Source organism: Pseudaminobacter soli (ex Zhang et al. 2022) (assembly GCF_014595955.1).
Taxonomy (GTDB): Bacteria; Pseudomonadota; Alphaproteobacteria; order Rhizobiales; family Rhizobiaceae; genus Kumtagia; species Kumtagia pseudosoli.
This window is the reverse complement of record NZ_JABVCF010000019.1, coordinates 1-14581: the sequence shown is the minus strand read 5'-3', so window position 1 is coordinate 14581 and position 14581 is coordinate 1. Positions and strand designations below refer to the sequence as shown.

General features: G+C 62.6%; 10 protein-coding genes and 1 pseudogene. All 11 read left to right on the top strand.

Going from position 1 to position 14581, the window contains the following annotated elements; all coding sequences use genetic code 11:
* Positions 1 to 263 precede the first annotated feature (263 nt).
* On the top strand, positions 264 to 1034 hold the full coding sequence (locus tag HUI96_RS26055) for an aspartate/glutamate racemase family protein (protein ID WP_188257629.1): 771 nt from the start codon (positions 264 to 266) through the stop codon (positions 1032 to 1034).
* A gap of 36 nt (positions 1035 to 1070) precedes the next feature.
* Positions 1071 to 1988: an ABC transporter permease gene (locus tag HUI96_RS26050; RefSeq protein WP_337918638.1), complete on the top strand. Its 918-nt coding sequence runs from the start codon at positions 1071 to 1073 to the stop codon at positions 1986 to 1988.
* A complete protein-coding gene (locus HUI96_RS26045; RefSeq protein WP_188257628.1) occupies positions 1988 to 2791 on the top strand; it encodes an ABC transporter permease in 804 nt (267 codons plus the stop codon). The genes HUI96_RS26050 and HUI96_RS26045 overlap by 1 nt, the downstream gene beginning before the upstream one ends.
* Before the next feature lie 40 nt (positions 2792 to 2831).
* Positions 2832 to 3929, top strand: coding sequence for an ABC transporter substrate-binding protein (locus tag HUI96_RS26040; protein ID WP_188257627.1), 1098 nt, complete (start codon positions 2832 to 2834; stop codon positions 3927 to 3929).
* A gap of 62 nt (positions 3930 to 3991) precedes the next feature.
* Complete coding sequence (locus HUI96_RS26035; RefSeq protein WP_188257626.1) at positions 3992 to 5053, top strand: ABC transporter ATP-binding protein; 1062 nt, start codon at positions 3992 to 3994, stop codon at positions 5051 to 5053.
* 80 nt (positions 5054 to 5133) lie between these two features.
* Complete coding sequence (locus tag HUI96_RS26030) at positions 5134 to 6675, top strand: hydantoinase/oxoprolinase family protein (protein WP_188257625.1); 1542 nt, start codon at positions 5134 to 5136, stop codon at positions 6673 to 6675.
* Between the two features lie 7 nt (positions 6676 to 6682).
* The gene (locus HUI96_RS26025) at positions 6683 to 7771 is read left to right on the top strand and encodes a DUF917 domain-containing protein (protein ID WP_188257624.1); all 1089 of its coding nucleotides are present in this window, start codon (positions 6683 to 6685) and stop codon (positions 7769 to 7771) included.
* A gap of 4 nt (positions 7772 to 7775) precedes the next feature.
* Positions 7776 to 8861, top strand: a complete 1086-nt coding sequence (locus HUI96_RS26020) for a DUF917 domain-containing protein (protein ID WP_188257674.1) — start codon at positions 7776 to 7778, stop codon at positions 8859 to 8861.
* Between the two features lie 70 nt (positions 8862 to 8931).
* Positions 8932 to 11676 carry a LuxR C-terminal-related transcriptional regulator gene (locus tag HUI96_RS26015; protein WP_237684383.1) on the top strand — a complete coding sequence of 915 codons (2745 nt, stop codon included), beginning with the start codon at positions 8932 to 8934 and terminating at the stop codon, positions 11674 to 11676.
* A 349-nt stretch (positions 11677 to 12025) separates the two neighbouring features.
* Positions 12026 to 14361, top strand: a pseudogene (locus HUI96_RS30350) (hypothetical protein).
* Between the two features lie 110 nt (positions 14362 to 14471).
* Positions 14472 to 14581: TA system antitoxin ParD family protein (locus tag HUI96_RS30140; RefSeq protein WP_425299307.1), on the top strand; the 110-nt coding region annotated here is incomplete at its 3' end.

The following is a 14581-nucleotide window of genomic DNA, read 5'->3' as shown; positions in this document are numbered from 1 at the left end:
AGCAAACAGGACACCGTCAAACGCGCGAAAACTGCTCTTTTTGCGGCATTCGTATTCTCTCAGTTTGATGATGTCGGCCTCCAAGAGATTGACTCCTCCAGGGAATCCCGAACGCACCTATCCTTTTGGGTGGGTTTCGTATGGATGGGGCGAAATGACTCCCTATCCATATCACTTCACCACCTATACATCGCCGAAGCTTCCGCAGACCGGAAGCCTGCTGCACGTTTCGCCTCAACTGAGTGCGAGAATGGAGAGGGTTCGTGAGGAATAACATCGTAGAGGTCCGCGTGGTGTCACCGATCGTGACGCGCGGTTTCCGTAAAGCTTCCGACTTGAAGGCACTGGAATACACGGGCGTCACGGTGAGCCACACCGAGATCGCGACCGGCCCCGGCTCGATCGAGAGTGAGTTCGAGGCCGCCGTGTCCGTGCCCGGCACGGTTGCCGAGGTGATCCGCGCCGAGGCCGAGGGTGTCGACGCCGTCATCATCGACTGCATGGGTGATCCCGGCCTGCGCGCTGCCCGCGAAGTTGCGACCATCCCGGTGCTCGGTCCCTGCGAAACCGGCATGCATGTCGCGGCCATGCTCGGCCACCGCTTCTCGGTGCTGACCGTCATGCGCCGCCTCCGCGCTTCCTTCGAGAACCAGGCCGCCGTGGCCGGCCTGGCCAGCAAGCTCTCCTCGGTGCGTAGCGTCGACATCCCGGTGCTGGAACTCGAGGCAGACCTCGACCGCACCAAGGAGATGCTGATCAGGGAAGGCATCCGGGCCGTCGAGGAAGACGGCGCAGAGGCGCTGATTTTCGGTTGCACGGGCCTGATGGGCTGCGCCGCCAGCCTACGTGACGGATTGCTCGCCCGTGGCATCGACGTGCCGGTGGTGGATCCGATCCCGACTGCCGTCTCGATCGCCGCCGCGCTGGTTCGCTCGAACCTGTCACAGAGCAAGTACACCTTCCCGCTGCCGCCCGAAAAGCAGCTGCTGGGCTACGATGACATCCGCCTGCCGCGCGCAATCGCAGCGGAATAAGTCGATCGAGGTCCGACAGGCCGGAGATAGCATCGCGTGACCACGGCAAGCTTGAGCAACACGACTGAGGACGGCATGGCCCCTGCCCCGCGCAAGGCCATGTCCGAGCCCGGCTTATGGTGGCTCTGCCTGCCAGCGGCCGCAGTGTTCGTGGTGTTTTTCGTGATCCCGGTCGCGTCGCTGTTCGGTCTGTCGTTCAACAAGTCGGTCGCGGGCGTCATCTCCTATTCCAACGAGCTAACGTTCGACAATTTCGTCCGCATCTTCACTCGTGCGACTTACTACGAGGCGATCCTGCGATCGATCTGGATCGCCGCCGTGGTCTCGGTGACGAGCCTCGCGTTCGGCTATCCGCTGGCCTACCTGATCGCCAAAACGACCCATCCCGGCCGGAACACACTGTTGATGATCCTGGTGCTGTCGTCGATGCAGCTCGACATGGTCATCCGCCTGTTCGGTCTGATGGTGCTGTTCGGCGACAACGGTCTGATCAACGGCTTCCTGCTCTATCTCGGCCTGATCTCAAGACCGCTGCCACTGATGTACAATACGTTCGGCGTGATCGTCGGGCTGGTGCAGATCACGTTGCCCTTCATGGTCCTGTCGCTGATCGGCATCATCAAGGCGATCCACCCGTCGCTCGAGGAAGCCGCTCGCTCGCTCGGCGCCTCCCGCCTCCAGGCCTTCTTCTCGATCGTGCTGCCGCTTTCCATGCCGGGCATCCTCGCCGGCGCTTTGTTGGTATTCGCGCTGTCGATCAGCTCCTACGTGGTGCCGGCGCTGATGGGCGGCTGGAAGGTCATCGTGCTGCCAATCCATATCTACCAGCAGATCGCCGAGGTAGGCCGCTGGCAGTTCGGCGCGGCCATCGCCGTGGTGCTCTTCGTCACCAGCGTCATTGCCGTCGCGATCTACCATCAGGCGGCGGCGCGCACCTCTGGAGGACGGACCTGATGCACGAAGAGTCGAATGTCCCCTCCGTCTTTAAGGCAATCGCCTTCCTGTCGCTTGCCATCCTACTGGTCCCGATGGCCGTGGTGGTCTTGGCCGGCCTGAACTCCGGCGACTATCTGACCTTCCCGCCGCAGGGCCTGTCTCTGCGCTGGATCAAGGCGTTCCTGACTTCGCCCACCTTCTTGTCGGCCTATGGCGTCAGCTTCGTGGTCGCGCTGGGCGCGACTTTGGTATCGACGCTGTTCGGCACCATGGCAGCGGTGTTCCTAAGCCGCTCCAGCAGCGGCTCCGTGCCAGTGTTGCGCGGCTTCTTCATGCTGCCGATCGTGCTGCCCGGCGTGGTTCTTGGACTGGCGCTCTACGTGTTCTTCGTCAGCTCCGGCGTCGGCCTCGCCCGAACCATGCCAGGCCTGCTGATCGGCCACATCCTCGTCACCTGCCCCTTCGTGATCGCCACGGTGACGGCGAGCCTGGTCGGGTTCGACCGCTCATTGGAAGAGGCCGCGCGTTCGCTCGGCGCCGGACCGGTCACGGCGTTCCGCCTGGTGACTCTGAAGATCATCGCACCAGCCATCTCGGCCGGCAGCATTTTCGCCTTCATCGTGTCATTCGGCCAGTTCGAGCTGACGCTGTTCCTGACGGCGCCGGACCTGCAGACCCTGCCGTCCGCCATGTACACGTCCATGCGCTACAAATTCGAGCCCACGGCCGCCGCCGCCGGCATCTTCGCCATCGCCCTCGTCGTCATCTCCATGGTCGTCACGTCACGTCTCGTGAACCTGAAGAAGATCTTCGAACGCTGACCCGCGCACCCGTCATCACAAACCGAAAAAGGGGAATACAATGACAAGCAAGTCCTTTGATCGCCGCTCTGTCCTGAAGATGGGCGCGGCCGCGGCGAGCCTGCCGCTGTTCAACATCAATCATGCCTGGTCGCAGGAAGTGCTTTTCGACGGCCAGGCGTTCGACGCCGGCGGCGCCGTGCTTCGCCTCGGCGAGTGGGGCGGCACCTGGGGCGAGACGGTGCAGAAGTACCTGATCGCGGCCTTCGAAAAGGAATTCAACTGCAAGGTACAGTACGACTCCAGCTGGCCGTGGTTCCCGAAGTTCGTTGCCGGCGGCCCGGAGAAGCCCCCGCTCGACATCTGCAACTGGAACGTGCCTGAGATGGTCAAGACTTCCAAGGCGGGAGACTACTTCCTGTCGCTGGACGAGATCATCCCGAACATACCGAACGGCAAGAACCTTTGGCCGTTTGCGACTGCTAACGGCGTCGGCGTCGTGTGGGCCTACAACCAGTACGGCTACGCCTATCGCAACGATCTGGTGAACCCGCCGCCTGCCGCGTTCAAGGATCTGTGGAAGCCGGAATATGCCGGCAAGCGCGGCACCTACATCACTTCGAACGGCCTGCAGATGGACTTCTTCGTCACAGCCTGCGAACTCTTCGGCAAGGACCAGTACGACCTGGAAGCCGGCTATCAGGCCATGCGTGAACTGATGCCAGCCAAGATCTCCGACTTCACCGGCAACATGCAGACCCTGATGGAGCGCGGCGAAGTCGTGGTCGCCGTGGCGCTCGACTCCGACCCGCTGCAGGCACGTGACCGCGGCGCGCCGATCGGCTTCTGGTACTGGACCGAGAAGCAGCCGATCATCTCGCAGGTCCACACGATCAGCCGATACTCCGAGCCGATGCAGAAGAAGCTGGCACTGGCCTTCTTGGACCGCGTGCTGACGCCGGAGTTCCTCTCCGACATGGGCCGGGAGTTCTACCTGCGGCCGACCATCCAGAACGCGGTGCTGCCGGACAACCTCGTCAAAGCAGGCGTAGTCAACACGGCCGACTCCACCAAGGACTACTGGACCCCGGACTGGAACGCCTACATCGACAATGAGGACGACATCGTCGAGACCGTGAACGAGATCTTCGGCGGCTGATCGGGACAGGCGGGGCGGCACCTCACGCACCGCCCCGCTTCCACCCACGAAAGCAAGGGTACATGTCCGACATCCAACTCAAGAATTTGACCAAGTCCTACGGCACCTACACCGCCGTGGCTGGCATCGATCTCAAGATAGGTGAAGGCGAGTTTTTCTCGCTGCTGGGCCCATCCGGCTGCGGCAAGTCCACGACGCTGCGTATGATCGCGGGCTTCATTCGGCCGACGAGCGGAGAGATATTCATCGGCTCCGACGAGGTAACGGCGCTGCCGCCCGAGAAGCGGGACATCGGCATTGTGTTCCAGAACTACGCGATTTTTCCGCACATGAGCGTGGCGGAAAACATCGCGTTCGGCCTGAAGCTGCGCAAGCGCCCGAAGGAAGAGGTCCGGTCCAAGGTCAAGGCTGCGCTCCAGCAGGTCGGGCTCGCGGGCTACGAGGACCGCTACCAGCGGCAGCTTTCTGGCGGCGAGCAGCAGCGCGTGGCCCTGGCCCGCGTGCTGGTGACCGAGCCGCGCATCCTGCTGCTGGACGAGCCGCTGTCGGCGCTCGACAAGAGCCTCCGCGAGGAGATGAAGTACTGGATCAAGGATCTCCAGAAGCGTCTAGGCATCACCACCGTCTACGTGACCCATGACCAAGATGAGGCGCTGACCATGTCCGACCGCATCGGCGTGATGCAGAAGGCGCGCGTCGTGCAGGTGGGCACGCCGGAGGAGATCTACGAACGGCCGAAGACACTGTTCGTTACGACCTTCATCGGGCACTCCAACGTCATTGACGTGACTGTCGTCAGCAAGGGGCCGGACATGATGGTGGTCCTCGATGGGCGAAAGCTGCCGACGCGCGGGCCGGAAAACCTCGAGGCTGGCAGAGCGGCGAAACTGGTTGTCAGGCCGGAGAACGTGCTGATCAATCCGGATGCTCGTGCGTCGGTGACCCTTTCGGCCAAGGTGATCGGGGAAAGCTATCAGGGTGCGATCGTACGCTACCGGTTAGGTATAGGGGCACAGGAAATCATCGCCGAGCGCCAGAACAGCATAGGAAACGAACGCTTCTCCCCCGGAGCCGAAGTGATGATCGGCTGGGATCCCGGGATGACCGAAGTGCTCGCCACCTGACAGTCAACGATTGGGAAGAACGAATGACGCGGGGACAAGACGTTCCGGCGAAGGGAAGATTTTGGCCGAGGAGGCAGAGAATGCGCATTGGAATTGACGTCGGCGGCACGAATACCGATGCCGCCCTGATGGATGGCCCGAACGTTCTGGCAGCGTGCAAGTCGCCGACCACTAGCGACGTCGGATCGGGCATCGTCACAGTGATGAAGACGGTGCTGGCAATGGGACGCGTCCCAGCGTCCGAAATCAGCGCCGTGATGATCGGTACCACTCACTTCACCAACGCTGTGGTCGAGCGGCGTCGCTTGCTGGCAGTGGCCGCGATTCGCCTAGGCCTGCCAGCCACTAAGGCGCTGCCGCCACTGACCGACTGGCCGAAGGATCTGGCCGACACTCTTGGCCGGCACACGTTCATGGTGCGCGGGGGGCACGAGTTCGACGGCCGCAAGATTGCGCCGCTGGACGAGAAGGAGCTTGTTCGGATCGCCAAGGACGTTAGGGCGCGCGGCCTGCGCAGCGCCTCGGTGACCTCTGTGTTCTCGCCGGTCACGCCAGACATGGAGCTGCGCGCAGCGGAAATCCTGCGCGAGGAAAATCCCGACATAGCCATCTCGCTCAGCCACGAAATCGGGCGCGTCGGTTTCCTGGAGCGCGAGAACGCGTCGATCATGAACGCGTCGCTGGCCGATCTGTCTCGCAAGGTGGTTTCGTCCTTCCGCAACGCGCTGAAGGAACTGTCGATCGAGGCGCCTTTCTATATCAGCCAGAACGACGGCACGCTTATGGTGCCGGACTATGTCGAACGCTATCCGGTGCTAACCTTCGCGTCCGGCCCGACAAACTCGATGCGCGGAGCGGCAATGCTCGCGGGCGAGAAGGATGCGATGGTCATTGATATCGGCGGCACGACTTCGGACGTCGGCATGCTGATGCATGGCTTCCCGCGTGAGTCGGCCGTGGCGGTAGATATCGGCGGGGTGCGCACCAACTTCCGCATGCCAGACGTGCTGGCGGTGGGCCTCGGCGGCGGCTCGATTGTGCGCGACGACGGCGCGCGAATCGGGCCAGACTCGGTGGGGTACGAGATCACCTCGCGCGCTCTGGTGTTCGGCGGCGACACGCTGACCACGACCGACATCGTGGTGGCGGCCGGGCTTGAGGACATCGGCGACCGTTCCCGCGTGGCGCACATCCCGGCCAAGACCATCGAGACCGCGCTCAACACAATCCACCGGATCGCGGACGGCGCCGTGGACCGCATGAAGACCAGCGCCGAGCCGCTGCCGGTGATCCTGGCAGGCGGAGGATCGATCCTGATCTCGCGGGACCTGCCGTCAGCATCCAAGCTGATCCGGCCCGAGAACGCCTCGGTGGCGAACGCGATCGGCGCGGCCATCGCGCAGGTCGGCGGCGAGATCGACCGCATCTTCTCGCTCGAAGGCACGTCTCGCGACGCCGTTCTCGACGGCGCCAAGGCGGAAGCTAGCGAGCGCGCGCTGGCGGCGGGCGCCAAGCCCGGCACAGTCAAGATCATCGACATCGAGGAAGTTCCTCTCGCCTACCTGCCCGGCAGCGCGACGCGCATCCGCGTCAAGGCCGTCGGCGACCTAGCGGTGGAGTGATCGCATCATGAAGCTGAACAGCGAGCAACTGTGCGACTTGGCGGTCGGCGCGGCATTCCTCGGCACCGGCGGGGGCGGCAACCCCTATGTCGGCCGCCTGATGGTGCAGCAATGCCTCGACGAGGGGCTGACAGTCGAGATCATCGACCCGAAGGAACTGAAGGACGATGCGCTGGTGATCCCCACGGCGATGATGGGTGCGCCGACCGTGCTGGTCGAGAAGATCCCGAGCGGGGACGAAGCCATCTCCTCGCTGCGACGCTTGGAACGACACTTGGGGCGGACGGCGCATGCGACTATGCCGATCGAAATCGGCGGCATCAACTCCACGATACCGTTGGTCGTCGGTGCGCGCATGGGCCTACCGATCGTTGACGCGGACGGCATGGGACGCGCCTTTCCTTTCCTCGAAATGGAGACGTTCGGCGTTTACGGCATATCCGGCAGCCCGCTGGCGATTAGTGACGAGTATGGTGATGGCGCGATCATCAACGCAGTCGACAATCGCCAGATGGAATGGCTCGCCCGCGCCATCGCCATCCGAATGGGCGGAAGCGCCTACATCGCCGAATATGCCATGTCCGGAGCCGACGTAAAGCGGACAGCGGTGCCGAACACGATGACGCTTGCCATCCGGATCGGTGCAGTGCTGCGCAAGGCGCGTGCCGAACACCGCAATGCCTTCGACGCGCTGCTCGGCTTCCTGCCGTCCACGCTCTACCGGTACGGCAAGCTGATCTTCTCAGGCAAGATGATCGATGTGCACAGAGAGACCAAAAACGGCTTCTCTATCGGGCGAGCCCGGATTGAGGGTCTGGCACCGTTCTCCTCGGTCATGGAAATCGAGATCCAGAACGAGAATCTGGTCGCGCGGGTTGACGGCAAGGTAAGAGCCATCGTTCCCGATCTAATCTGCATCATGAACACTGAGACAGCGGAGCCCATCACCAGCGAAGAGCTGCGGTATGGTCAGCGCGTCACGGTGCTCGCGGTGTCAGTTCCCGAGATCATGCGGTCGCCCGAGGCGCTCGACGTGTTCGGCCCCGCCTGTTTCGGCTTGAAGGAACCCTTCACTCCCATTGAAGAGATTGCGTGACCTCATGGCCAACATCACCAATCAGGACATCGAAGACCTTTCCGTCGGCGCGGCATTGCTGGGTACCGGCGGCGGCGGCGATCCGTATATCGGCAAGCTGATGGCGCGCGCCGCCCTGGAGACCCACGGCCCTGTGGAGTTGCTTTCTCTGGACCAGGTGCCGGATGGCATGAACGTCATCGCTTGCGGTGCGATGGGCGCACCCACGATCCTCATCGAGAAGATGCCGAGTGGCGAGGAGATAGGGGTAGCCTTGCGCGCCTATGAAAGCCGCATGGGTCGTAAGGTCGACGCGATCATTCCGTTCGAAGCGGGCGGCATCAACTCGATGGTGCCGATCATGCTCGCGGCGGAGTTCCGGCTGCCCGTCATCGATGCGGACGGTATGGGCCGCGCTTTCCCGCAACTCGAGATGGAAACGTTCAACGTCTACGGCGTGCCCGCATGCCCGCTGGCCCTAGCCGACGAGCAGGGAAACACCGTGATCATCGAGACCGATAACGCGGCGAAGGCCGAGTTCCTTGCGCGTGGGGTGACAATTCGCATGGGGGGCCAGTCTTACCTCGTCAACTACGGCATGGACGGCGCAACCACGCGCCGTGTCTCGGTGCCGGCGACGATGTCGCTGTCGATCGGCATTGGCCGCACCATGCGCGAAGCCGCGGAAGCACGGGCCGACGCTCTTGAAGCGCTAATCAACTTCTTCCAAACGACGCACTACGAGATTGCCAGAGTCATCGCCTCGGGCAAGATCATCGACGTGTCGCGTCGCGAGCGAAATGGTTGGTCGGTCGGCGTGGTGACCATCGAGCCGTTCGACAATCCTGGCAAGCCGGTGACGATCCAGATCCAGAACGAGAACCTGATTGCCGAGCAGGACGGAATGGTACTGGCCATCGTGCCGGATCTGATCTGTATCCTCGAACTGGACACGTCTATGCCGATCACTACTGAGCGGCTGCGCTATGGCCAGCGGGTGAACGTGTTGGGGGTCAAGGTGCCGCCGATTATGCGCACGCCGGAGGCGCTGGCCGTGTTCGGGCCGTCGGCTTTCGGTCTGGATCGCGACTACGCGCCGCTTGAGGCGTAGGCTGCGGACCCGACCGGCGGCGGTTGCAAACAGAGGCGTGTCGACTAGTCTGCTGCATCAGAGGTTTACCATGCAGCAGAACGACCCCCCGCCAGGAGGCGATGCCGCCTCCGCCGCTGTCGGGGAAAAATCCCACCCTCCCCGCTTTCGACCGCCACGCATGCTTTTCCAGGCGATCGATAGGCCTTCCGTCCAGGAAAAGATCCTGGACGGCGTCTCCCGCAAAATCGCGAAGCTGCACTCGCCGCCGGCGTTCGGGAAGACGGCCGCGTTGAGGGCGGCCTACGAGCACGTCACCACCAATCCTGGCGGCATGGCTGAACTGTTTCCGCAGGGCATCTCGCACTGCGGCTGGCTGACGTTTTCGCACAGCTATGCCGATGCCGCGCATGCGGTGACCGATCTGGCCACGGCGCTGGGCGTGGCTCCGCTTCCGGGCAAGATGACGCTCCCCGAGCTGTTCGACGAGGTGGGCTGCCGATCGGGCTGCACATTGCTTTTCCTCGACGAGGTCGAGGAACCGTCCGAACCCGGCGTGGCGAGCATGCTTTCGGAACTCTTCCTGAACGCGCCGGACAATCTGCGTATCGCCAGCGCCTTCCGCCATTTGCCTCACCTGCCGCTCGCGCGGCTCGGAGTGCGCGGACTGGTGACCGAACTAACTGCGCGCGAACTCGCCTTCAGCCGGTCGGAGTTGCGAACGCTGTTCGGCCGCCTGGCCAACGCGAACGAGATGGAAACGTTCTATCGGGCATCCTATGGCTGGCCGGCGCTGGCGCAGATCACGCGCGACCTGCTGCCCGGGATCAGCGACCCGAGCGAGCGGCGATCGCTGTTCGACGGCAACCATCCGCGACTGCACGCGTATGTCAGCGAGGAACTAGCGGCACTGGTGTCGCCCTCGCTGCACGCGATCCTGCGCTACTGCGCAATCCTCGACGATTTCAGCCCCGAGTTAGCCGAGCACCTGTCAGGCCTGAAGATGCTGCCGGCCGAAATCCGCGCACTGGACGATCTCTATCCGCTGATTGAGAAGAGCGCCCTCGGGCCGGGCTGGTACTGTCTGCACCCGGTGCTCCGGCGGTGCCTGGAGGCGGAACTAGCGGTCGACCCCAACCTTCTGCCCGCGCGGTTGCACAGCAAGGCCGCCGTCTGGTTCACCGAGCGACAGCTGATCCAGAAGGCTGTGTCGCATGCCGCGCAGGGAGGCAACTTCTCGCTCGCCGCAGATGCGATCCGGCAGGCCGGCGGCGTAAACCTGTTCATCCGCGCCGGCCATACAGTTCTTCAGACGCTTATCGAGGACTTGCCCGCAAGTGTCATCCACGAGTCGCCCGGTCTGATGCTGTGCCACACGCTAGTGCTGGCCAAGAGCGGCAATGTGCAGGCGGCCCGTGAGCGGATTGAAGCCCTGAAGATGATGCCTGGCCAGTGCGAGTTGGAGGGCTTCGACATCAACTCCTCCGCCTTCGGCCATATCGAGGGGATGATCGGGATCTATCAGGACCTCTGCTCCGTTCCGGCTGCCGTGCGCGAATTGGAACGAATGGCGGCCGAGCTTCCGCCGCAGGCGACCTGGGACTTGGGCTGGATCAACAACCACCTCTGCATCGCCTACACCCGCACAGGCCGGCTGGACCTTGCCCACCGCACCGCGCTGAAGGGTCTTGCCTGCTACCGCGAGGAAAAGGCGGTCTACGCCGAAGCCTTCATGCTGATGCATCTTGGCCTCGTAAATTCGCTGGCCGGCAATTTCTCCGCCGCGCTTTCCTTCTGCCGACAGGCGCAGGAACTCGCCCGCAGCGCGGAGTGGAAGGACGAGAACCTCGACGCGATCTGCAGCGTCGCGGCCGCAGAGATCCACTACCAGCGGGGCGATTTGCGGCAAGTAGAGGAAAGCCTCAACGAGGCGATGAAGCCGATCGTGCGGGGCGAAGGCTGGGTCGAGATCTTCGTGCGCCTGTTCTGGAACCTTGCCCGCAGTCGGTTGCGGCTGAGCGGACTGGACCTCGCCCTTGCGGCCATTGACAAGGCGGAGGAAGTGGCCGTCGAGCGCTCGTTGCCGCGGTTGAAGCATGCGTCCAACATCATGCGGGTTGAACTGTTCACGCGCAGCGGCCTGATCGAATCTGCAGTGGCGATCGCTGATCGGCTAACGGGAATGGTTCAAGAGGCGGCTGCGCTGGACCACTGGACCTGGCGCGAGACCAACGATTTCCACCTCGCCCGCGCCCGGCTGCACGTCGCACAGGGAAACTATGCGGAAGCGATGGAGAACATCAACCTCGTGCTGGCCACAAGTCATGGCAACGGCAGCGGTCACTACCTGCTGGCGGCGGAGGTTCTGGCTGTTCGCGTTACCTGGGAGGATGGGGCCTACGGACGGTCGCTGGAGTTCCTGCAATCGGCCATCGCTCGCGCTCGCGTCCATGAGGTCACGCAGATGTTCGTTGACGAGGGACCGGAGTTCGCGGCGATCTTGCGCGCAATCGTCCGGCGCTTCGGCTTGAAGGTGTTTAGTGCCGACGGAGTCGATTTCATCAGCCGCGTCGTCGGCCAGCGGGCCCTTTTGCCAGGAGAACGCTCGCCAAAAACTAGAAACGGCAAGGCCCCATCTGCCCAAGGACTATTGAGCGCACGCGAGCGAGAGGCGTTGCTGCTTCTGAGGAAAGGAAAGAGTAACAAGGAAATCGCGCGCGATCTCGGCCTGTCCGAGGCCACGATCAAGTTTCACATGAAGAACGTTTTCCTGAAGCTTGGTGTCAATCGGCGATCGATGGCGATTGCTGTGTCCGACAAGCTCAAAATCAATTGATAGAGCGGCGTCGTCCCGGACCTTCAGAGCCTCAATCGCTGATAACCTGCGATGCAGGCCCATGATATTCGGCACATATGTCTCAGCGAGTCGCTCGTAGTCCTGCCGTCGACTGCGTGGATGTCCCCTACATTGATGCCACACTCCCAGGTCCCAGGCCCACTTCGGGTTGGGCCTTGCGAACATCTCCGCAGGGTCAGCTTTTCCACAGGCTGAGAGGCGTGCAGGTTTCGCCGGTGACGCCGCTCTTCCAGCCGGCTAGGGATGCTGGCCGGCAACGGCACGGGGTCGTTGTTCTCAAACGAGATGATAATGACGACCAGTGCACGGCGGGTGTCCTTCCCCCCGCATGATTGAACAGTTCCTGCGCCAGCGCGGTGCCTGCGTTCTTCCTCCTCGCGACCTGGAACGGGTGGGTAGCTACCTGAGGGGTCTCATCAAGGAAGCTGTCCTGCCGCCACGTGCAGGAGGCCAACCTGATTGGAATGCGATCGCGGCTGCATGCGGTGTGGATCCGGACGCGCTGATCGGGGCTGGCAGTGTGCTGGAGCCAGGCATCAACTCTATCACACGCTTCATCGGACCGACTGGAGGCAAGCGGAAGCTCACACCCTCCCCCGTGGACAGAAAAGCGCGCCCGGCTGGTAGGGGTGCAGCGCAATCGACGGCGAGGAAGAGAGATACGCCACGAAAGTCGCTTTCCACGCCTGAGACAGCGAACGATAGTTCGCCTGCATGCTCACCGCGGCGTCGCAAGCGGGGAATCCAGTCAAGGCCTATCGTCGAGTTTCCGGAGCCGTTGTGGAACGAATGGGAGGAGCCCGAGACTTTTCCGGAAGCTCTCAAGCTCCACATCGATCGCCATGGCGACAGCCCATGGCATCTCCACCGCGCAATCGTGAAGCCACACGAAGCGTTCGATCACAAGACGTTCGTGACCTGGATACAGGGGACCAAGGCACCGCGATCCGTATCGAGCTTCGAGATCCTCAACCGCATTGAGCGGCGGTACCGATTACCGGAAGGGTACTTCAAGGCAAAGTTTGCCCACCCTGCCCGCGCTGCAACTGGTCATCGGCCAATAGATGTATCACCGTCCCAGCTCCGACGCATCGCGTGGCATCTTCCGGACTACTTCGATCGCCGGCCTCCGCAGGAACGAGAGGAGATTCTGCAGTGGGTGCAGAACAACATCATCTCCGGAGGTACGGACTACCGACGCTTCCAGGCTCTAGCGCTACGCAACCGCTACGGCGTGCGCTTTCCGGGAGTGCTCGACGGCGCATCGGTCTCCCGTTCCCACGCGGTCGTGCGGGAGCGCCAGGAGCTCGAATTCGATCTGCAGGATGACTTGCAGGGCGCTAGCAACGTGGCGGTCGATGCGCCGGCGCGGCTCTGGAGCGAGATGGCCGAACTCCTGCAGTTCAAGACGGCGACGCTGACCTCCTTTGGATTCCAGAGGATCGGCGTCTGGGGGGAAGAGACTGCCGCCCAGAAGGTCGAGCACTTCGGCTTGCTGTTCGGCGCGCTCGCCGCGCCAAAGCGCAGCGCGGTACGGGGCCACGGCATTTCGCTGGAGGCGCTCACATTCGCGCTCCTCGTCTTTCCATCGGTGTGGGACTGGTATTTGACCTGGCGCGAGAAACGCCGTGGTTTCTACACTGCGTGGGAAGTCGACATGCTACGCATCGCGCTCGCGTTGACGCGGGCCGAAACGGGCTGGCTTCGTCAGCGACCTGATCTAGCAGCGCATCTTCAAGCCATTCCCGGTCTCGTCTCCGAAGCGCAGATCATGGCGGTACAAGCTGACTGGAACGCCGCCTGCGACACCTGCCAGAAGCACTGCGCCGGACGCGTCAGGGAAAGCCAGCGCGTCGCGAAGGTTCACCGCGATCCCTTCGAGCCGATCATGCCCATCCTGGAAGCCGACAGCCCCGTCGGAGAATATCGAAAGATCGCCGACGAGATCATCAGGACGATGCCGGACGAACGGCGTTATCCGGTGGCAGCTGCGGAAGCGGTGAGATCCTTCCTCGTGATCCGGTTCGGCCTGCATACAGGCCTTCGACAGAAGAATCTGCGGCAGATGCTATTATGCCCGAAAGGGCGATTGCCGACTTCAGAGCGCCAGCTCGAGGATATGAAGGTCGGTGAACTCCGCTGGAGCGAACGGGATCACGGATGGGAAGTTTTCATTCCCTCCGTGGCATTCAAAAACGCGAATTCCTCCTATTTCGGAGACAAGCCGTTTCGTCTGATCCTCCCCGACATCGGCGAGCTCTATCGATATGTCGACGCCTATGTCGGTCGACACCGCATTCGCCTCCTGAAGGGTGCGGATGATCCTGGCACCTTCTTCGTGAAGACCATGAAGGAGAACAGCGTGACGGCTGCCTATGACCAGACCACGTTCTTCGAGGCCTGGCGGCTCACCATCCAGCGTCACGGCATCTACAATCCGTACACGGGGCGCGGCGTGATCAAGGGGTTATTGCCCCACGGCCCGCACAATGTCCGTGATGTGCTGGCCACGCACATCCTGAAGAAGACCGGCTCGTACGAACAGGCGAGGTACGCCATCCAGGATACCCCCGACATGGTTGCCAAGCACTACGGTCCTTTCTTCCGCAAGACAAGGCGGCCCTGGCGGCCCGCATTCTCAACCAAGTCTGGGAAGCAGCATAGCCAACCTCTTTGTGGTGGCCTCGACAAACTTTGCCTCCGCCCGGAAGCGGACATCGGGCTAACTATGCTGAAGGCGTGGTCGCGCCATAGCCGTCGAAGTCACACAGGAGATGAATATGGCTCAGTCCGTTAAACTCGCTGATGACATTATGGCACTCGTCCGCCGGGAGGCGGATCTTCAGAGCCGGTCTGTTGCAGGGCAGATCGCCCATTGGCTAAA